Origin of the sequence: Stenotrophomonas sp. I18B00994, assembly GCF_014145825.1 — a bacterium.
In the GTDB taxonomy this organism is placed as follows: domain Bacteria; phylum Pseudomonadota; class Gammaproteobacteria; order Xanthomonadales; family Xanthomonadaceae; genus Stenotrophomonas; species Stenotrophomonas maltophilia.
Map to the genome: position 1 here is coordinate 1 of NZ_JACIUW010000010.1, position 17,724 is coordinate 17,724.

Sequence of the window (17,724 nt, forward strand, 5' to 3'; positions counted from 1 at the left end):
GGCCGCTGGCCGGCAACCCCGAGGAATGCCGGCCAGCGGCCGGCACTACCGGGGAACAAAAAAAACCCGGCCGAAGCCGGGTTTTTCGCATGGAACCACAACAGCATTAACGCGCGTCGCGGGCTTCCTGCTCTTCTTCCTTCTGGCGATCGAAGAAGGCCATGATCCGGCTCATGATCGGGAAGGTGCCTTCGCGACCCAGCGCGGAGACCAGGAACCACGGCTCCTTCCAGCCCAGCTCGGCGACGATCTGCTCGGCCGCAGCCTTCGCTTCATCCTCGAACATCAGGTCAGCCTTGTTCAGCACCAGCCAGCGCGGCTTCTGCAGCAGTTCCGGATCGTGCTTTTCCAGCTCGCGCTCGATGGCGCGTACCTGCTCGACCGGAGAAATGCCTTCCACCCCACCCTCCATCGGCGAGATGTCCACCAGGTGCAGCAGCAGGCGGGTGCGCTGCAGGTGGCGCAGGAACTGCGCACCCAGGCCGGCACCGTCGGCCGCGCCTTCGATCAGGCCCGGGATGTCGGCAATCACGAAGCTGCGGTAGTTTTCCACCTTCACCACACCCAGGTTCGGGTACAGCGTGGTGAACGGGTAATCGGCCACCTTCGGCGTCGCCGCCGAAACGGCACGGATCAGGGTGCTCTTGCCGGCGTTGGGGAAGCCCAGCAGGCCGACGTCGGCCAGCAGCTTCAGCTCCAGCTTCAGCGTGCGCTCCTCACCCGGCTCGCCCGGCAGCGCCTGGCGCGGCGAGCGGTTGGTCGAGCTCTTGAAGTGCATGTTGCCCAGGCCACCGCGGCCGCCCTTGGCCACCAGCAGGCGGTCGCCGTGCTGGGTCAGGTCGCCGATGACTTCATCGGTGGCAACGTTGATCACTACGGTGCCGACCGGCACGGTGATGGTCAGGTCTTCGCCGCCCTTGCCGTAGGCCTGGCGGCCCATGCCGTTCTCTCCACGCTGCGCCTTGAAGATGCGGTCATGGCGGAAGTCGACCAGGGTATTCAGGTTTTCGTCGGCGCGGATGTACACGCTGCCGCCCGCACCGCCGTCGCCGCCGTCCGGGCCGCCGAGCGGAATGAACTTCTCGCGACGGAAGCCAATGCAGCCGTTGCCGCCGTTGCCGGCGAACACTTCGATTACTGCTTCGTCTACCAGTTTCATTGTTTCGATGCCTGCGATGGGCGCGGCCTGCCGGCCGCCACCTTGAATGTTATGCCTGCCGATGGCCGGCAGCCCGGCCTGGCCGGTCTTGCTTCAACTCTAACGAAAAGCCCCGCCGAAGCGGGGCTCTTCATGCAGCACCCCCATGCCGAGGCACGGGCGCCGGCGATGCCTGGATCAGGCGTCGGCCGAGACGATGCTGACGGTGCGACGCTTCTTGGCGCCCTTGACCGAGAACTCCACCTTGCCGTCCACGAGGGCGAACAGGGTGTGGTCACGGCCCAGGCCAACGCCGGTGCCCGGGTGGAACTGGGTGCCGCGCTGACGCACGATGATGTTGCCGGCTTCGATGGCCTGGCCGCCGAAGATCTTGACGCCCAGGTACTTCGGGTTGGAGTCGCGACCGTTGCGCGAGGAGCCTACGCCCTTTTTATGTGCCATGACTGCTTCTCCTGATGCTTAGCCGGCGATGCCGGTGATCTCGATTTCGGTGTAGTACTGACGGTGACCCTGACGCTTCATGTGGTGCTTGCGGCGACGGAACTTGATGATCCGGACCTTGTCAGCACGACCCTGGGACAGGACCTTGGCGGTGACGGCAGCGCCCTTCAGCGCATCGCCCAGCTTCACGCCGTCGCTGTCACCCAGCATCAGGATGTTGTCAAACTTGATCTCGCTGCCGACTTCGACTTCGAGCTTTTCAATGCGGAGCTTTTCGCCCTGCGCCACGCGGTATTGCTTACCGCCGGTGACCAGTACTGCGTACATGACCAGGCCTTCCTCTGTAGTTATTGTGGTCTGAGCTGCCGCCATCGAGGGCGGACAGGAGCGGAATTTTACGCAGATCAGCGGGCGCGGGTCAAGTCAACCCCTGAACGTCGAAGGAGACGGCACCGGAAAGGGGTCAGAACCCTTTTCACGCCGTCAGCCAGGGATCTGCCCCCTGGCTGACGGCCTGTCTCACAAGGTGAGACACCGGGCTGGCAATGTCGCCCATTGCCCCCATCTGGTCACCTCGGTAGGCTGACCGATTGCCGTTCCCTGCTGGCCCGGCACCCAGCCAACGCCCCCACAACCGGATCCCCCATGGCGATGGATTTCATCCGCATCCGCGGCGCGCGGACGCACAACCTGAAGAACCTCGACCTCGACCTGCCCCGCGACAAGCTGATCGTGATCACCGGCCTGTCCGGCTCGGGCAAGTCCTCGCTGGCGTTCGACACCATCTATGCAGAAGGCCAGCGCCGCTATGTCGAGTCGTTGTCGGCCTATGCGCGCCAGTTCCTGAGCGTGATGGAAAAGCCGGACCTGGACCACATCGAAGGCCTGTCCCCGGCCATCTCGATCGAGCAGAAGTCGACCTCGCACAACCCGCGTTCGACCGTCGGCACGATCACCGAGATCTACGACTACCTGCGCCTGCTGTACGCCCGCGTCGGCACCCCGCGCTGCCCGGACCACGGCTATCCGCTGGAAGCGCAGACGGTCAGCCAGATGGTCGACCAGGTGCTGACGCTGGACCCGGAACAGCGCTACATGCTGCTGGCGCCGGTCATCCGCGACCGCAAGGGCGAGCATGCGCAGGTGTTCGACCAGCTGCGTGCGCAGGGCTTCGTCCGTGTGCGCGTGGACGGCGAGCTGCATGAAATCGACGCGGTGCCGCCGCTGGCACTGCGCCAGAAGCACACCATCGAGGCGGTGATCGACCGCTTCCGCCCGCGCGAGGACATCAAGCAGCGCCTGGCCGAGAGCTTCGAGACCGCGCTGAAGCTGGGCGACGGCATGGCCTCGGTGCAGAGCATGGACAACACCGGAACCGCGCCGACGCTGTTCTCCTCCAAGTATTCCTGCCCGGTCTGCGATTACTCGCTGCCGGAGCTGGAACCGCGCCTGTTCTCGTTCAACGCACCGATGGGCGCCTGCCCCGGCTGCGATGGCCTGGGCATGGCCGAGTTCTTCGACCCCTCGCGCGTGGTGGTGCATCCCGAACTGTCGCTGGCCGCCGGTGCGGTGCGCGGCTGGGATCGTCGCAACGCCTATTACTTCCAGCTGATCGCCTCGCTGGCCAAGCACTACAGGTTCGACGTCGACGCGGCGTGGAACTCGCTGCCGGCCAAGGTGCAGCAGGCCGTGCTGTACGGCAGCGGCGACGAAGCGATCACCTTCACCTACTTCACCGAAGCCGGTGGCCGCACCCAGCGCAAGCACCGCTTCGAGGGCATCATTCCCAACCTCGAACGCCGCTACAAGGAAACCGAGTCGCCGGCGGTGCGCGAAGAACTGTCCAAGTACATCAGCGAGCAGCCGTGCCCGGAATGCCACGGCGCGCGCCTGAACAAGGCGGCTCGCAACGTGTTCGTGGCCGACCGCCCGCTGCCGGACCTGGTGGTGCTGCCGATCGACGAGGCGCTGAAGTTCTTCAGCGAACTGAGCCTGCCGGGCTGGCGTGGCGAAATCGCCGCGAAGATCGTCAAGGAAATCGGCGAACGCCTCGGCTTCCTGGTCGACGTCGGCCTGGATTACCTGACCCTGGAGCGCAAGGCCGACACCCTGTCCGGTGGTGAGGCGCAGCGCATCCGCCTGGCCAGCCAGATCGGCGCCGGCCTGGTCGGCGTGATGTACGTGCTCGACGAGCCGTCCATCGGCCTGCACCAGCGCGACAACGAACGCCTGCTCGGCACCCTCACCCGCCTGCGCGACCTGGGCAACACGGTGATCGTGGTGGAGCATGACGAGGATGCGATCCGTCTGGCCGACTACGTGCTGGACATCGGCCCGGGCGCGGGCGTGCACGGCGGCGAGATCGTCGGCCAGGGCACCCTGCAGGACATCCTGGAAGCCCCGCGCTCGCTGACCGGCCAGTACCTGTCCGGCAAGCGCGCGATCGAGATTCCGGCGCGCCGGCACAAACCGAACCCGAAGATGACCCTGCACCTGCGCGGGGCCAGCGGCAACAACCTGAAGGGCGTGGACCTGGCGATTCCGTCGGGCCTGCTGACCTGCGTGACCGGCGTGTCCGGCTCGGGCAAATCGACCCTGATCAACGACACCCTGTTCTCGCTGGCCGCCAACGAGATCAACGGTTCCTCGCACCCGATCGCCCCGTACAAGGAGATCGATGGCCTGGACCTGTTCGACAAGGTGGTGGACATCGACCAGTCGCCGATCGGCCGCACCCCGCGTTCCAACCCGGCCACTTACACCGGCCTGTTCACTCCACTGCGCGAACTGTTCGCACAGGTGCCTGAAGCGCGCGCGCGTGGCTATTCGCCGGGCCGCTTCAGCTTCAACGTGCGCGGCGGCCGCTGCGAAGCCTGCCAGGGCGACGGCCTGATCAAGGTCGAGATGCACTTCCTGCCGGACGTGTACGTGCCGTGCGATGTCTGCCATGGCAAGCGCTACAACCGCGAAACGCTGGAGATCCTGTACAAGGGCTTCAACATCAACGACGTGCTGGAAATGACCGTCGAGGATGCGCTGAAGCTGTTCGAGCCGGTGCCGTCGATCGCGCGCAAGCTGGAAACGCTGGTCGACGTCGGCCTGAGCTACATCAAGCTGGGCCAGAGCGCGACCACGCTGTCTGGTGGTGAAGCGCAGCGCGTGAAGCTGTCCAAGGAACTGTCGCGCCGCGATACCGGCCGCACCCTGTACATCCTCGACGAGCCGACCACCGGCCTGCACTTCCACGACATCGAAGCGCTGCTGGGCGTGCTGCACAAGCTGCGCGACGAGGGCAACACGGTGGTGGTGATCGAGCACAACCTGGACGTGATCAAGACCGCCGACTGGATCGTCGATCTGGGCCCGGAAGGCGGGCATCGCGGTGGCACCATCCTGGTCACCGGCACGCCGGAAGACGTGGCGGCCTGCCCGCAGTCGTACACCGGCCAGTTCCTGGCCCGCATGCTGCCATCCACCAGCGCGCGCCCGGAACAGCCGGCCGCCGTGGCCAACAAGCCCGATGCCCGCCCGCCGCGCAAGGTGAAGCCTGAGAAGCCGGCCAAGGTGGCGAAGAAGGCGGTGGCTACCAAGAGCACCGGCAAGGCCAGCAAGAGCACGACCAAGAAGAAGGACGCCTGATGAGCAGCGAACACAAGATCCTGGCCCGCATCCCGATCAGCGTGCGCTGGCGTGACATGGACAGCATGGGCCACGTCAACAACGCCAAGTACATTTCCTACCTGGAGGAAGCGCGCGTGCGCTGGATGCTGGGCGTGGACGGCGTATCGATGACCGACCGCATCGCACCGGTGGTGGCCGCGACCAACGTCAATTACCGGCTGCCGATCGTGTGGCCCAACGACATCGTGGTCGAACTGTTCGTCGAGCGCCTGGGCAACAGCAGCGTGACCATCGGCCACCGCATCGTCGATCAGCAGGACGATTCGAAGCTGTATTCCGATGGCAACGTGGTGGTGGTCTGGATGGATACCCAGACCGGCAAGAGCGCACCGCTGCCGGAGGCGATCCGCAGCGCCTCTACCTGACGCGCCCTGGTGGGTGCCGACCTTGGTCGGCACGCTTTGGCTGCAATGAGGTTGCCGGCCAGCGGCCGGCACGACCGACACTGATCAAAGGACTGACATGATCCACAAGACCGAACTGCGCGACCTGCTGCCCGGCATGGTCCCCTTCCCCACCGACGTCTTTCCCGCCGACCAGGCCTGGCTCGGCCAGCACCTGCTGCCGCTGCTGAAGATCGACCTGGGCGTGCTGCGCCCGGAACTGGCTGGCCAGGTGGCAACGATGCTGTGCCCGATCGAGCCGTACGACGGCTGCATCGGCGAGACCACCGAAGAACACCACAACGATTTCACCGGCACCAACTGGATCGCCTTCGAACTGACCGCCGGCAACCAGATGCGCTTCCTCGGCAACGAGGGCTATTTCATCGGCGATGCGGTACAGGACAAGGACGCACAGGAACACATCGCGCAGATGCGCGAGAGCTACGCCAAGGCCCGCGACTACCATGCCACGCACGGTCGTCTCGCCTGCTACTCGCGCTACGGCAAGGGTGAGGCCAGCGAGCGCGATTATCTGGATACGCTGGGTGGCCCCATTGGTTTCGGCAACTGGACCGAGACCGCGGAGATTCCCGCAGCCTTCGAACTGGGCTTCACCGAGGCGGCCGATGACCCCAACGCTGCGGACGATGCCGAAACGGTGATCATCACCCGCAATGGCAACAAATTCTTCGCCGTGGCCGACGTAGCCGGCTACAACTGGTGCGCCACCGGTGCCGACGCGATCGTGATGCTGTACGAGCCGGTCAGCCGCACGGTGCTGTTCTCTTACGACTGGTCGTAAGCCTGTTTGGTAGTGCCGGCCGCTGGCCGGCATACCGAGTTGCCGGCCAGCGGCCGGCACTGCCATCCCGCTACGGCGCGGCCTTGCGCACGGTCAACGTCGCACTCGCTTCGCTACCACCTTCCAGCTGCAGCCGCAGCGGCAGCACCTGCCCTTCCTTCAACGCACCCTTGCCCTGCATCAGCATCAGGTGCAGGCCACCGGGTTTGAGCTCGGCACGCGCGCCGGCTGCCAGCGGCAGGCGCTCGATCGCGCGCATCCGGCTGACCCCGTCGACAATCGTGGTCTCGTGCAGCGACACATCACCGAAGCTGCTGCTGGTCGCGCCGGTGATCGCCACCGCCTTGCTGCAGCCGTTGTGGATGACGCCGTAGCCGGCGGTCATCGGCATTGCCGGATTCGGAGGCAACCGCGCCCAGCCCTGCTCCACCGTGACGCACGCCGGTTCGGCGGCCGAGGCCGATGCTGCGGTCGCACACAGGACCCACAGTACGCCAACGAATGGTTTGGTTATCATCGCCCAGGTTCCTTCTTCGCAACGAGACCGCAGCATGACGACGCTCATCGAGGTGATCAACCATGGCCCCATCCGCGAACTGCGCCTGGCACGGCCGCCGGTCAACGCACTGGACACCGAACTGTGCCGGCAGTTGATCCATGCCATCGAGCTGGCCATGGCCGAAGACGCGCATGGCATCGTGCTGTCGGGCAGCGAGCGCGTCTTCACCGGCGGCATGGACGTGCCGCACCTGCTCTCGCATGGCGATGACAAGCACAAGTTGCTGGACACCTGGAACGCCTTCTTTGGCGCCGTGCGCACGCTGGCCGAGAGCCGCATTCCGGTGGTCGCGGCGATCACCGGCCACGCCCCGGCGGGTGGCTGCGTGCTGGCCCTGTGCTGCGACTACCGGGTGATGGCGCGCAGCGCCGATCCGTCGCGGCCGTATGCCATCGGCCTGAACGAGGTGCAGGTGGGCCTGATTGCGCCGGAGGGCATCCAGCGCCTGCTGCGCCGCGCGGTGGGCGTGCACCGCGCCGGCGTGCTGCTGACCACCGGTTCGCTGGTGCCGGCCGAACAGGCGCTGCAGATCGGCCTGGTGGATGAGCTGGCCGAGGGAGACCTGGTGGTGGCACGCGCCATTGCCTGGCTGCAGAACCTGCTCAAGCAGCCGCGCCAGCCGATGTTGCTGACCCGCGCGATTGCCCGTGCCGACCTGCATGAGGCGCTGCACCCGGACCTGATCCAGCTGGACCGCTTCGTCGAGGCCTGGTTCGCCCCGGATGCACAGAACGCGCTGCAGGCCCTGGTAGCCCGGCTCGGCAAGTAAACGGTAGTGCCGGCCGCTGGCCGGCAACCAGGCAATCCTTCCGGGACGCCTGTGGCTGCCGGCCAGCGGCCGGCACTACCGATGATGGGCTGGCCTGCACCGGTATAATCGGGGCCTCTTCACTGCTGTGGCCGCCCCCCTTGAACGACACGCCCGAACCCGTCGTCTCCGAGCTGATCGACCTGCTCACGCTGGAGCGGCTGGAGGACAACCTGTTCCGCGGGCAGAGCCGCGACATCGGCACCAAGTACGTGTTCGGCGGGCAGGTGCTGGGCCAGGCGCTGGCCGCGGCGCAGGCCACGGTCGACAACGGCCGCCACGTGCACTCGCTGCACGCCTACTTCCTGCGCGCCGGCAACATCGACCACCCGATCGTCTACGACGTGGACCGCACCCGCGATGGCGGCAGCTTCTCGGTGCGCCGGGTCACTGCGATCCAGCACGGCAAGGTGATCTTCTTCTGCGCGGCCTCGTTCCAGCAGGCCGAAACCGGCGCCGAGCACCAGCACAAGATGCCCGAAGTGCCGCAGCCGGAAGACATCGAACCGAACCGTCCGCTGCCGGCCGAAGTGCTGGAGCGGCTGCCGATCAAGGTACAGCGCTGGCTGTCGCGCGGTGGCCCGTTCGAGTTCCGCCACGTGTACCCGCGCGACGAACTGAACCCACCCAAGCGCCCGCCCTACCACCAGGTGTGGCTGCGCCTGAGCGAACCGGTGGGCGATGCGCCGGAGCTGCACCAGGCGCTGCTGGCCTACGCCTCCGACTTCCACCTGCTGGGCACGGCGACCTTCCCACACGGTATCAGCTACTACCACCCGCACGTGCAGATGGCCTCGCTCGACCACGCGATCTGGTTCCACCGCCCGTTCCGCGCCGACGACTGGCTGCTGTATTCGCTGGACAGCCCCAGCGCGCAGGATTCGCGCGGCCTGGCCCGCGGCCAGTTCTTCACCCGCAATGGCGTGCTGGTGGCCAGCACCGCGCAGGAAGGCCTGATCCGCGTCGTTCCCGACCAGGCCACGGCCGCTGCCGTGCCAGCCAAGGAGTAACCCCATGCGCCAGATCTTCAGCAGCCAGCGCGTGGAAACCGTCGAAGGCGTGGCCGAGCTCCTGCGCGAGCATGGCATCGACGTCAAGGTGACCAACGGGCGCTCGTACAAGACCCGCCGCCGCGGTCAGTTCAGCTATACCGACCTGGGCAACGCCAACGCCTATCCGGCGGTGTGGATCGTACGCGCCGACGACCAGCCGCGCGCGCGTGAAATCCTGCGCGAGGCGCGCCTGCTCGACACCACCCGTCGCGACCACCCGACCGCCGAGTTCGCCTTCCGCGACGCGCCGGAACCGGGCAGCGGCGGCCGCAGCTGGGCCTGGCGCATCCGCATCGCCCTGCTGGTGGTGATCGCCGGCGTGGCGCTGGTGATCGGCCTGCGCCATCGTGGTGCCCCGGCACCGGTCGCACCGGCCCCTGCCCCGCAGGCCCAGCCGCAGCGGGCACAGCCGGCACCGCAGGCCGCGCCGGAAGAGGAAGAAGTGCGGGTCCGCATCCAGCCCTCCAAGTAACGCACGGGTAGTGCCGGCCGCTGGCCGGCACTACCGCACAGAATGTCGGTCACATTGGGCGCGCGGCTCCGTCATGGGACACAATCCCCGCAGGAGAGCCGCCGCCATGACGACGTTCGCCGCATCGATCGACCAGACCCTGGAACGCGAACTGCCGGCCGCCGCCAGCGGTTGCCAGCACGCCTATGGCCGCATCGTGCTGGCCTGCCAGAACACGGTCACCGCCATCGCGCTGGCCATCACCCGCGACCGCCAGGCCAGCGAGGACATCGCGCAGGAGGCTTTCGTCAAGGGCTGGCAGCAGCTGCACCAGCTGCGCAGTTCGACCAGTTTCCTGCCCTGGCTTCGGCAGATCACCCGCAACCTGGCCCGCGATTGGCTGCGTGCACAACGTGGCCGGCCGCTGACCGGCGAGGCCGCCGAGGTGGCGATGGGCATGGCCGCCGACCCTTCACCGGGCGCGGCCGACCGGCTGCAGCGGGTGGAAGAAGAGATCGCCGCCGAGGACATCATCTCCGCGTTGCCGGCCGACAGCCGCGAAGTCCTGCTGCTGTACTACCGCGAAGGGCAGCGCTCGCAACAGGTCGCCGATCTGCTCGGGCTCAGCGATGCGGCCGTGCGCAAGCGCCTGTCACGTGCACGTGCCCTGGTGCGCGACGGCCTGCTGCAGCGCTTCGGTGAGTTCGCGCGCAGCAGCGCGCCGAGCGCCGCATTCGCTACGGCGGTGGTTTCGATGGTACTGGTGGCCGCGCCCGGCACGGCCAGCGCAGCGATCCTGCTCGGCACCGGTGTCGGCGTGGGCGGCAGCAAGCTGGGCCTGGGCGGCGTCAGTGCCGCAGGCGGGGCAGCCATGGGTTCACTGACGGCCGCCGCCAGCCAGCTGCACCTGATTCCCGCCAGCGACTGGGCCACCGTTGCCGGTGGCGTCATCGGCGGCATCATCGGCAGCTACCTGGGTGGCCGCTTCCTGCTGCGCTTCGCAGACACCCAGCAGGAACGAACAGCAGTGCGACGCTTCGTGCACCTCAATACGTTCACCGCGATGGTCGTCTGCACCAGCCTGCTGATCTCGCTGATGCTGCAGGTGCCAATCTGGCTGCAACTTGCGATTCTCGTCATCGGCCTGGGTACGGTGAGCTACCAGTGCCTGGTGCCGCTGCAGCGCGTGATGGCACCCATGATCGCGCGCGATTCAGCGCGGCGCGGCCGCAGCGGAACCAACTGGAAATACGAATCCGTGTACGGGCGCACCGGCATCATCGGGGCGAACGTATTCGTGATCGGCCTGGTGGTATATGCGCTGATGCGCAACGGAAACGCGTAACGGACAACGCCGGCAGTACGCCGGCGTTGTCATCGATCACTGCATTGAACCTCAGCGCTGCGGCTTCGGCGCAGCGCCATCACGCGGACCGCCATGGCGCGGGCCACCGTGCATCGGGCCCTTGGCGGCGTCGAACTCGGCCTTGCTCAGCTGGCCGTCCTTGTTGGTGTCGGCGGCAGCGAACCAGGCGTCACGATGCTGCTTCATGCGCAGCTCGCGGTCGGCCTTGTCCAAGTAGCCGTCCTTGTTCAGATCAAGCTGGTCGAAGCGCGCGGCCAGGCGCGGATCGGCCTTGGCTTCCTCGCGGCTGATGCGGCCGTCCTTGTTGACGTCCAGCTTGGCCCAGCGCTCACCGCCGTGGCCACGTCGTCCATGCTGCCAGCGCGGCAGCTCATCGCGCGAGAGCTTGCCGTCCTTGTTCTTGTCCAGCTCGTCGAACTTCGCGGCCAGGCGCGGGTTGGCGGCGGCCTCGCTGCGGTCGATGACGCTGTCGCCGTTGGTGTCCAGCCTGGCCGGGCGCTGCGCGGGCGTGGTCGGGGTGTCGGCCGCGAGCGCGATACCGGAAGCGGAGGTGCCGAGCAGCAGGGCCAGCAGCAGGGGGGTACGGATCATGAGGTCACTCCTGGGGATGGGAACAGCGTCGGGGTGATCACTTCACCCTCGGGGGACAACAACGCCCGGGCGCGACGTCGGTTGACGCTACTGCCGATTCCATTCATCCGCCGGACAGTCGCCGCCACTGCGACAACCTGGGGCTATGCTGTGCCCATGGCGATACATGGCGACAGAGACGACGAACTGCGACTTTTCCAGACCGGCGAGCACCCCTGCGGGTACTGGTCGGACCGGGTGGCACGCGACCTGGTGCTGGACCCGAACGACCGCCGCCTCGGTGCGCTCTATCCGCTGGCACTGAGCTGGGGCTTCCGCCGCAGCGGCGACCTGGTCTACCGGCCGCATTGCGCGCACTGCCAAGCCTGCGTGGCCGTGCGCATCCCGGTGGCGCGCTTCGCCCCGGACCGCAGCCAGCGCCGGTGTGCCGCCCGCAATGCCGACCTGGAGGTGCGGATCACCGCCGCCACCGCCCGCGACGACCTGTTCGCGCTGTACCACCGCTACCTCACCCACCGCCACGCCAACGGCGGCATGGACGACCATGGACCGCACGAGTTCGAGCAGTTCCTGATCGGCAGCTGGTCGCACACCCGCTTCATGGAAATGCGCCTGCCCGGCCACGACGGCCAGCCCAGCCAGCTGCTGGGGGTGGCGGTGACCGACGTCACCGAGCACGGCCTGTCGGCGGTCTACACCTTCTTCGACCCGGACCACGCCGCGCGCGGGCTGGGCACCTTCGCGATCCTGCAGCAGATCGAATGGGCGCGCCGCGAGGGGCTGCCGCACGTGTATCTGGGCTACTGGATCCGCGGCCACCAGAAGATGGACTACAAGCGTCGCTTCCATCCGCTGGAAGCCTACGATGGCCGCCGCTGGCACGATTTCGACAACGATCTGGACGGGCGCTGACAAACCGCTGACACCGGGCCGGGTGCACAATACGGCCCATGAACATGACCCGCCGCCATCCCCTGATCCTCGCCCTGGCCCTGCTCTGCGGCGCCACGGCCCCCGCCTTCGCCACGTCCCCTGCGATGACCGAAAAGCCGTCCGCTGCGCTGCGCCTGGCCACCTACAACACCTCGCTGTACTCCGATGACGCCGGCGGCCTGATCAAGGAGCTGGAAGGCGACAGCGAGCACGCGCGCAAGATCGCCGCGGTGCTGCAGCAGGTGCGCCCGGACCTGGTGCTGCTGAATGAGTTCGACTTCGACGACGCCCATCGCGCCGCCGACCTGTTCCAGAAGCGCTACCTGGAAGTGGCCCAGCCCGGCGGCGGCAAGCCGCTGCACTTCGCCTACCGCTACCTGGCACCGGTCAATACCGGCGTGCCCAGCGGGCTGGACCTGGACAACAACGGCGTGGTCGGTCGCGAAGGCCGCAGCCGCGGCAACGATGCATGGGGCTACGGCCTGCACCCGGGCCAGTACGGCATGCTGGTGCTGTCGCGCTACCCGATCGATGAAGCCAAGGTGCGCAGCTTCCAGCTGCTGAAGTGGAGCGCGATGCCCGGTGCGATCCGCCCGGTCGATCCGCGTACCGGCAAGAGCTTCTACAACGACCACGTGTGGTCGCAGCTGCGCCTGTCGTCGAAGTCGCATTGGGACGTGCCGGTGAAGACCCCGGCCGGCGTGGTGCATGCGCTGGTCTCGCACCCGACCCCGCCGGTGTTCGACGGTCCGGAGAAGCGCAACGCGGCGCGCAACCACGACGAACTGCGCCTGTGGCAGGAATACCTGTCCAAGGGTGACAAGCCATGGCTGTGCGACGACAAGGGCCAGTGCGGCGGTCTGGCGCAGGATGCGCGCTTTGTGATCCTCGGCGACCTCAACAACGACCCGGCCGATGGCGATGGCCGCCATGAGGCGATCGTCGAGCTGATCGAGAACGCCCGCGTGCTGCGCTACCCCACCCCGCGCAGCGTCGGCGGCGAGCAGACCAGCCTGGCCTATGCGGCCAAGGGCATCGAGCGCAAGGGCGCACCGTTCCACGCCACCGGCGATTTCGGCCCGAAGTCCGGCACGATGCGCCTGGACTACGTGCTGCCCTCGACCGGTTTCGAGTACGTGGGCAGCGGCATCTTCTGGCCGGCCAATGAGAGCCCGGAAGCGAAGATCGCCGACGGCAGCGACCACCACCTGGTGTGGGTGGACGTGCGGTAGCGTCGACTGGGTAGAGGTGACTGTTCGTCGACTGCACGGTGGAAAAAGGGGACGGAGGGGATTAAGTCGTTTGTGCCACAAACGACTTAATCCCCTCCGTCCCCTTTTTTGGTTTACGGGCGCAGTTCGACGCCGATGGCGTCGGCGGCATCACGCGCGATGGCGCGTGCTTCGTCGATGGTTACCGCGCGCGCCAGGGTCACGCCCACGCGGCGGTGGCCATGCACGCTCGGCTTGCCGAACAGGCGCACGGCGGTGTCCGGCACCTGCAGCGCGGCAGCGACGTTGTTGAAGTACGGCACGCCCTCGCCGTGCGCCAGCAGCGCGCACGAGGCCGACGGGCCGCTCTGGCGGATCACTGGAATCGGCAGGCCGAGGATGGCGCGCGCGTGCAGCGCGAACTCGCTCAGTTCCTGCGATACCAGCGTCACCAGGCCAGTGTCGTGCGGGCGCGGCGACACTTCGCTGAACCACACTTCGTCGCCCTTCACGAACAGCTCCACGCCGAACAGGCCCCAGCCGCCGAGGTCGTCGGTGATCGCGCGCGAAATCTCTTCGGCACGCGCCAGTGCCGCGCTCGACATCGGCTGCGGCTGCCAGCTTTCGCGGTAGTCGCCGTCCTTCTGCAGATGGCCGATCGGCGCGCAGAACGAGGTGCCACCGGCATGGCGCACGGTCAGCAGGGTGATCTCGTAATCGAAGTCGATGAAACCTTCGACGATGCAGCGGCCGGCGCCAGCGCGGCCACCGGTCTGTGCGTACTCCCACGCCGGGGCGATGTCCGCCTCGCTGCGCAGGGTGCTCTGGCCCTTGCCCGAGGACGACATCACCGGCTTGACCACGCACGGCAGGCCGATGGCGGCCACGGCAGCACGGTACTCGGCCTCGGTATCAACGAAGCGGTACGGCGAGGTCGGCAGGCCCAGGGTCTCGGCGGCGAGGCGGCGGATGCCCTCGCGGTCCATGGTCAGGCGTGCGGCACGCGCGGTCGGAATCACCCGCAGGCCCTGCTCCTGTTCCAGCTGGACCAGGGTTTCGGTGTGGATGGCCTCGATCTCCGGCACCACCAGGTGCGGCTGCTCCTGGGCGATCAGCGCGCGCAGCGCCATCGCATCGAGCATGTCGATCACGTGCGAGCGGTGCGCGACCTGCATGGCCGGCGCATCGGCATAGCGATCGGCGGCGATCACTTCCACGCCCAGCCGCTGCAGCTCGATGGCCACCTCCTTGCCGAGTTCGCCCGAGCCCAGCAGCAGCACGCGGGTGGCGGAGGGGGACAACGGAGTTCCAAGCTTGGCCATGGCGGTTCCAGCAGCGATGTGAAGGCGGGTGGGCATTCTAGCTGGCCGACCGCCCCGGCCACGGCATCCGACGAACGGTAGCCGACAAGTGATATCACTTTGATATCTTCATTCCGAACCCTCAAGGACGTACCGCCATGAAAGAGAAGTCGCTGTCTTCCCTCAACGGCCTCGGCACGCTGGCCGGCGCCCTGCTCGTCGCCCTCGCTGGCGCCGCCCTGTTCGTACTGGGAGTGGCAGCCAAGGCCAGTGCCGGCTCGCCCAACCTGCTGCTGATGCTGCTGGGCGCCCTGCTGGTGGTGCTGGGCGTGTTCATCCTGGCCGGCCTGTACACCATCCAGCCCAACCAGGCCGCCGTGCTGAGCCTGTTCGGCAAGTACGTGGGCACGGTCAAGGACAACGGCCTGCGCTGGAACAACCCCTTCTATGCCAAGCGCCGGGTCAGCCAGCGCGTGCGCAACTTCGAGAGCGGCAAGCTGAAGGTCAACGAGCTGGACGGCAGCCCGATCGAGATCGCCGCGGTGATCGTCTGGCAGGTGGTCGATGCCTCCGAGGCGGTCTACAACGTGGACGACTACGAGAGCTTCGTGCACATCCAGTCCGAATCCGCGCTGCGCGCGATGGCCACCAGCTATCCCTACGACCAGCACGAGGATGGCCAGCTGGCCCTGCGCAGCCACGCCAGCGAGATCTCCCAGCACCTGAAGAACGAGCTGGCCGAGCGTCTGGCCGACGCCGGCGTGCAGGTGATCGACGCACGCATCAGCCACCTGGCCTACGCCGCTGAAATTGCCCAGGCCATGCTGCAGCGTCAGCAGGCCAACGCGGTGATCGCCGCTCGCACGCGCATCGTGGCCGGTGCAGTCGGCATGGTCGAAATGGCCCTGGCCGAACTGCAGAAGAATGGCGTGGTTGAACTGGACGAGGAACGCAAGGCGCACATGGTCAGCAACCTGCTGACCGTGCTGTGCTCGGACCGCGGCACCCAACCGATCGTCAACGCCGGTTCGCTTTACTGAGCCATCCTCGCAACGGGGCGCCCCACCGCCCCGCCAGGAGTTTTCATGAGTGAGAAGAAAGCCTATCCGCTGCGCATCAATGCCGAGGTCCTGGCCGCGGCACAGCGCTGGGCTGACGACGAGCTGCGCAGCCTCAACGCGCAGATCGAATACGTACTGCGCGACGCCCTGCGCAAGGCAGGACGCCTGCCGAAACCCACGCCATCGCCGGAGGACAAGGAATGAGCAAGCGCTGGAGCTACCAGACCATCGAGGTCAAGACGTCCATGATGGGTGTACTCAAGCCCGAGGACATCCAGGCCGAACTCAGCCGCCAGGGCCAACTGGGCTGGGAACGGGTCAACATCATCATCCCGGCGCCGATGCGCCCGGCGATGCTGGTGTTCAAGAAGGAGGCCTGAACCATGGGCGGCAGCGACCCGAAACCCTTTGACGTGGCCGAGAGCTCGCCGCTGCGCGTGCTCTGGATCGTGCTGCCGCTGCTGGCTGCCTTCGTGGCCTGCCTGTATGCACAGCTGTACAAGGCACCGGCGAGCGCACCCTGGATCGAAGTAACGCTGTCGCCGCCCTGGTTCCGGATGGGCGGCAGTGCGGCATGGAGCCTGCTGGTGATTGCCCTGCTGGGCATTGGACTGGGCACGGCCTTCTTCCGCCGCCGGGTGGAACTGGCCGGCGATGTGCTGGACGTCCGTTCAACGATGTACCGGCGGCGGGTGCCGGTGGCGCAGTTGCGGCTGGACCAGGCCGAGGTGGTCGACCTGCAGCGTGACCGCCGCTATGGCATCCGTGTCAAAACCAATGGCTATTCAATGCCGGGCTTCTACTCGGGCCACTTTCGCCTGCAGGGAGGCGGCAAGGGCTTCGCCCTGGTCACCGACCGTGCGCGGGTGCTCGCCCTGCCGGTCAGTGATGGCAGCACGCTGCTGCTCAGTGTGGACCGGCCGCAGGCGCTGCTCGATGCGCTGCGCAAGGTGGCCGCGTCGGCGCCGCGGCAGTAAGCTGCGGCGATGCAACGACGCGCCCCCCTGCTGATCAATACCGAGGCCATCGAGCTGTGGCCCGCCCACCTGTTGCGCGCACGCAGCAACCTGGATGCACGCCTGCTGTCGCAGGCGCAGTGGGTGCTGCGGCGCAAGCGTGATGGCCGCTATCTGGCGGTGGTACTGGCGCAGGGTGTGCACCCCATGGTGCCGCGCCTGCCGCGCGAACCCGGGGTCGAGGAAGCACTGGCACTGCTGGATGCCGCGGCTGCACGGCCCTTCGGCGCCGGACTGGAAGATCAGTGGCTGCCGCTGGCCGGGTTGCAGCAGCGCCTGCAGCAGCTTGGCCTGGATGGACAGCGCTATGCCGACGACAGCGGCCTGCCGCTGGAATCCGAGCCGTGCCTGCTGCACTTCGCCGGTCGCGACCGCTTTGCACGTCCATTGTGGCTGCGCCGTGGCGCCGCGCAGGGCTGGCGACGGATGCGACTGCACGCGGCACGGGATGGAATTGCGCTGGATGCCATCTCCGGCTTCCGCAGCCATGCCTACCAGTTGGGCATCTTCGAACGGAAGCTGGCGCGCGGCTTGAGCGTGGCAGAGATCCTGAAGGTGAATGCCGCACCGGGTTTCAGCGAACACCACAGCGGCCACGCGCTGGACATCGGCACACCGGGCGACGCCCCGGCCGAAGAGTCGTTCGACGCCACCGATGCGTTCGCGTGGCTGCAGGCGCATGCCGGCGGGCACGGCTTCCATCTGAGTTACCCGCGCGACAACCCGCACGGCATCGTCTACGAACCGTGGCACTGGTGCTGGAGACCGGCCAACGGCTGAGCCCCTCATGGCGAAAGCCTGGAGCGGTCAGCGCATGGCCGCGGGATGGAACAAGAAGGCAAAGACAGAAGCCGGTCGCTTCACTCAAAGCCTCTATAAGGGATCAGCGCGCGGCTGTTGGGTCCG

General features: G+C 67.2%; 20 protein-coding genes. 14 read left to right on the forward strand and 6 right to left on the reverse strand.

All coding sequences use genetic code 11. The annotated features are described in order from the left end of the window. Positions 1-106: 106 nt before the first annotated feature. The 3 genes from cgtA to rplU all read right to left on the reverse strand — a co-directional run bounded on the left by cgtA (position 107) and on the right by rplU (position 1,927). On the reverse strand, positions 107-1,159 hold the full coding sequence (gene cgtA, locus H4O10_RS12540) for an Obg family GTPase CgtA (RefSeq protein WP_049454957.1): 1,053 nt from the start codon (positions 1,157-1,159) through the stop codon (positions 107-109). 177 nt (positions 1,160-1,336) lie between these two features. Beyond that, positions 1,337-1,600 (reverse strand): 50S ribosomal protein L27, encoded by a 264-nt coding sequence (gene rpmA, locus H4O10_RS12545; RefSeq protein WP_005408558.1) that lies wholly within the window; start codon positions 1,598-1,600, stop codon positions 1,337-1,339. An 18-nt stretch (positions 1,601-1,618) separates the two neighbouring features. After that, positions 1,619-1,927, reverse strand: coding sequence for a 50S ribosomal protein L21 (gene rplU / locus H4O10_RS12550; protein WP_005408557.1), 309 nt, complete (start codon positions 1,925-1,927; stop codon positions 1,619-1,621). Positions 1,928-2,245: 318 nt separating this feature from the next. Between rplU and uvrA the strand changes: the two genes are divergently transcribed. The 3 genes from uvrA (at position 2,246) to H4O10_RS12565 (ending at position 6,469) form a co-directional block, all read left to right on the forward strand. Beyond that, the gene (gene uvrA / locus H4O10_RS12555; RefSeq protein ID WP_180845735.1) at positions 2,246-5,239 is read left to right on the forward strand and encodes an excinuclease ABC subunit UvrA; all 2,994 of its coding nucleotides are present in this window, start codon (positions 2,246-2,248) and stop codon (positions 5,237-5,239) included. Beyond that, entirely contained in the window at positions 5,239-5,646 is a 408-nt protein-coding gene (locus H4O10_RS12560; protein WP_033833359.1) for a thioesterase family protein, read from the forward strand. Before uvrA ends, H4O10_RS12560 begins: the two co-directional genes overlap by 1 nt. A 97-nt stretch (positions 5,647-5,743) precedes the next feature. Next, complete coding sequence (locus H4O10_RS12565; RefSeq protein ID WP_005412626.1) at positions 5,744-6,469, forward strand: hypothetical protein; 726 nt, start codon at positions 5,744-5,746, stop codon at positions 6,467-6,469. Between the two features lie 70 nt (positions 6,470-6,539). On the opposite strand, the gene H4O10_RS12570 is transcribed toward H4O10_RS12565, so the two are convergent. Next, positions 6,540-6,986, reverse strand: a complete 447-nt coding sequence (locus H4O10_RS12570; RefSeq protein ID WP_005412625.1) for a copper chaperone PCu(A)C — start codon at positions 6,984-6,986, stop codon at positions 6,540-6,542. 34 nt (positions 6,987-7,020) lie between these two features. Here H4O10_RS12570 and H4O10_RS12575 point away from each other — a divergent pair, with 34 nt between their 5' ends. The 4 genes from H4O10_RS12575 to H4O10_RS12590 all read left to right on the forward strand — a co-directional run bounded on the left by H4O10_RS12575 (position 7,021) and on the right by H4O10_RS12590 (position 10,684). Then, the gene (locus tag H4O10_RS12575; protein WP_012479449.1) at positions 7,021-7,797 is read left to right on the forward strand and encodes an enoyl-CoA hydratase/isomerase family protein; all 777 of its coding nucleotides are present in this window, start codon (positions 7,021-7,023) and stop codon (positions 7,795-7,797) included. 140 nt (positions 7,798-7,937) lie between these two features. Beyond that, complete coding sequence (gene tesB, locus H4O10_RS12580; protein ID WP_033833355.1) at positions 7,938-8,846, forward strand: acyl-CoA thioesterase II; 909 nt, start codon at positions 7,938-7,940, stop codon at positions 8,844-8,846. Positions 8,847-8,850: 4 nt separating this feature from the next. Then, complete coding sequence (locus tag H4O10_RS12585) at positions 8,851-9,360, forward strand: pathogenicity-like protein (protein ID WP_033833354.1); 510 nt, start codon at positions 8,851-8,853, stop codon at positions 9,358-9,360. A 106-nt stretch (positions 9,361-9,466) separates the two neighbouring features. Further along, positions 9,467-10,684, forward strand: coding sequence for a sigma-70 family RNA polymerase sigma factor (locus tag H4O10_RS12590; RefSeq protein WP_049454740.1), 1,218 nt, complete (start codon positions 9,467-9,469; stop codon positions 10,682-10,684). 51 nt (positions 10,685-10,735) lie between these two features. On the opposite strand, the gene H4O10_RS12595 is transcribed toward H4O10_RS12590, so the two are convergent. Further along, a complete protein-coding gene (locus tag H4O10_RS12595) occupies positions 10,736-11,296 on the reverse strand; it encodes an EF-hand domain-containing protein (protein ID WP_049454738.1) in 561 nt (186 codons plus the stop codon). Between the two features lie 156 nt (positions 11,297-11,452). On the opposite strand from H4O10_RS12595, the gene H4O10_RS12600 reads away from it, so the two are divergent. Together H4O10_RS12600 and H4O10_RS12605 are read left to right on the forward strand one after the other, a co-directional pair. Then, positions 11,453-12,208, forward strand: coding sequence for an arginyltransferase (locus H4O10_RS12600; RefSeq protein WP_005408547.1), 756 nt, complete (start codon positions 11,453-11,455; stop codon positions 12,206-12,208). A 38-nt stretch (positions 12,209-12,246) separates the two neighbouring features. Continuing rightward, positions 12,247-13,461 carry an endonuclease/exonuclease/phosphatase family protein gene (locus H4O10_RS12605; RefSeq protein WP_049454736.1) on the forward strand — a complete coding sequence of 405 codons (1,215 nt, stop codon included), beginning with the start codon at positions 12,247-12,249 and terminating at the stop codon, positions 13,459-13,461. A gap of 113 nt (positions 13,462-13,574) precedes the next feature. Here the strand turns inward: H4O10_RS12605 and purT are convergent, their stop codons facing one another. Then, positions 13,575-14,762, reverse strand: a complete 1,188-nt coding sequence (gene purT, locus H4O10_RS12610) for a formate-dependent phosphoribosylglycinamide formyltransferase (RefSeq protein ID WP_049452589.1) — start codon at positions 14,760-14,762, stop codon at positions 13,575-13,577. A gap of 137 nt (positions 14,763-14,899) precedes the next feature. Here purT and H4O10_RS12615 point away from each other — a divergent pair, with 137 nt between their 5' ends. The 5 genes from H4O10_RS12615 to H4O10_RS12635 are packed head-to-tail and all read left to right on the forward strand — an operon-like array spanning position 14,900 to position 17,598. Continuing rightward, positions 14,900-15,781, forward strand: a complete 882-nt coding sequence (locus H4O10_RS12615; protein ID WP_049431765.1) for an SPFH domain-containing protein — start codon at positions 14,900-14,902, stop codon at positions 15,779-15,781. A 45-nt stretch (positions 15,782-15,826) separates the two neighbouring features. Beyond that, positions 15,827-16,006, forward strand: coding sequence for a hypothetical protein (locus tag H4O10_RS12620; protein ID WP_005408543.1), 180 nt, complete (start codon positions 15,827-15,829; stop codon positions 16,004-16,006). Continuing rightward, a complete protein-coding gene (locus H4O10_RS12625; RefSeq protein ID WP_049431768.1) occupies positions 16,003-16,182 on the forward strand; it encodes a DUF4177 domain-containing protein in 180 nt (59 codons plus the stop codon). Before H4O10_RS12620 ends, H4O10_RS12625 begins: the two co-directional genes overlap by 4 nt. 3 nt (positions 16,183-16,185) lie before the next feature. Beyond that, a complete protein-coding gene (locus tag H4O10_RS12630; RefSeq protein WP_024956285.1) occupies positions 16,186-16,779 on the forward strand; it encodes a PH domain-containing protein in 594 nt (197 codons plus the stop codon). Between the two features lie 9 nt (positions 16,780-16,788). Then, the gene (locus tag H4O10_RS12635) at positions 16,789-17,598 is read left to right on the forward strand and encodes a M15 family metallopeptidase (RefSeq protein WP_033833349.1); all 810 of its coding nucleotides are present in this window, start codon (positions 16,789-16,791) and stop codon (positions 17,596-17,598) included. Positions 17,599-17,724: the final 126 nt, after the last annotated feature.

Coding starts and splice junctions, on each gene's coding strand:
- H4O10_RS12600 (WP_005408547.1), top strand. CDS start 11,453: ATGGCGATACATGGCGACAGAGACGACGAACTGCGACTTTTCCAGACC.
- H4O10_RS12630 (WP_024956285.1), top strand. CDS start 16,186: ATGGGCGGCAGCGACCCGAAACCCTTTGACGTGGCCGAGAGCTCGCCG.
- uvrA (WP_180845735.1), top strand. CDS start 2,246: ATGGCGATGGATTTCATCCGCATCCGCGGCGCGCGGACGCACAACCTG.
- rpmA (WP_005408558.1), bottom strand. CDS start 1,600: ATGGCACATAAAAAGGGCGTAGGCTCCTCGCGCAACGGTCGCGACTCC.
- H4O10_RS12605 (WP_049454736.1), top strand. CDS start 12,247: ATGAACATGACCCGCCGCCATCCCCTGATCCTCGCCCTGGCCCTGCTC.
- H4O10_RS12565 (WP_005412626.1), top strand. CDS start 5,744: ATGATCCACAAGACCGAACTGCGCGACCTGCTGCCCGGCATGGTCCCC.
- H4O10_RS12560 (WP_033833359.1), top strand. CDS start 5,239: ATGAGCAGCGAACACAAGATCCTGGCCCGCATCCCGATCAGCGTGCGC.
- H4O10_RS12625 (WP_049431768.1), top strand. CDS start 16,003: ATGAGCAAGCGCTGGAGCTACCAGACCATCGAGGTCAAGACGTCCATG.
- H4O10_RS12575 (WP_012479449.1), top strand. CDS start 7,021: ATGACGACGCTCATCGAGGTGATCAACCATGGCCCCATCCGCGAACTG.
- cgtA (WP_049454957.1), bottom strand. CDS start 1,159: ATGAAACTGGTAGACGAAGCAGTAATCGAAGTGTTCGCCGGCAACGGC.
- H4O10_RS12585 (WP_033833354.1), top strand. CDS start 8,851: ATGCGCCAGATCTTCAGCAGCCAGCGCGTGGAAACCGTCGAAGGCGTG.
- H4O10_RS12590 (WP_049454740.1), top strand. CDS start 9,467: ATGACGACGTTCGCCGCATCGATCGACCAGACCCTGGAACGCGAACTG.
- purT (WP_049452589.1), bottom strand. CDS start 14,762: ATGGCCAAGCTTGGAACTCCGTTGTCCCCCTCCGCCACCCGCGTGCTG.
- H4O10_RS12595 (WP_049454738.1), bottom strand. CDS start 11,296: ATGATCCGTACCCCCCTGCTGCTGGCCCTGCTGCTCGGCACCTCCGCT.
- H4O10_RS12570 (WP_005412625.1), bottom strand. CDS start 6,986: ATGATAACCAAACCATTCGTTGGCGTACTGTGGGTCCTGTGTGCGACC.
- H4O10_RS12615 (WP_049431765.1), top strand. CDS start 14,900: ATGAAAGAGAAGTCGCTGTCTTCCCTCAACGGCCTCGGCACGCTGGCC.
- H4O10_RS12620 (WP_005408543.1), top strand. CDS start 15,827: ATGAGTGAGAAGAAAGCCTATCCGCTGCGCATCAATGCCGAGGTCCTG.
- rplU (WP_005408557.1), bottom strand. CDS start 1,927: ATGTACGCAGTACTGGTCACCGGCGGTAAGCAATACCGCGTGGCGCAG.
- H4O10_RS12635 (WP_033833349.1), top strand. CDS start 16,789: ATGCAACGACGCGCCCCCCTGCTGATCAATACCGAGGCCATCGAGCTG.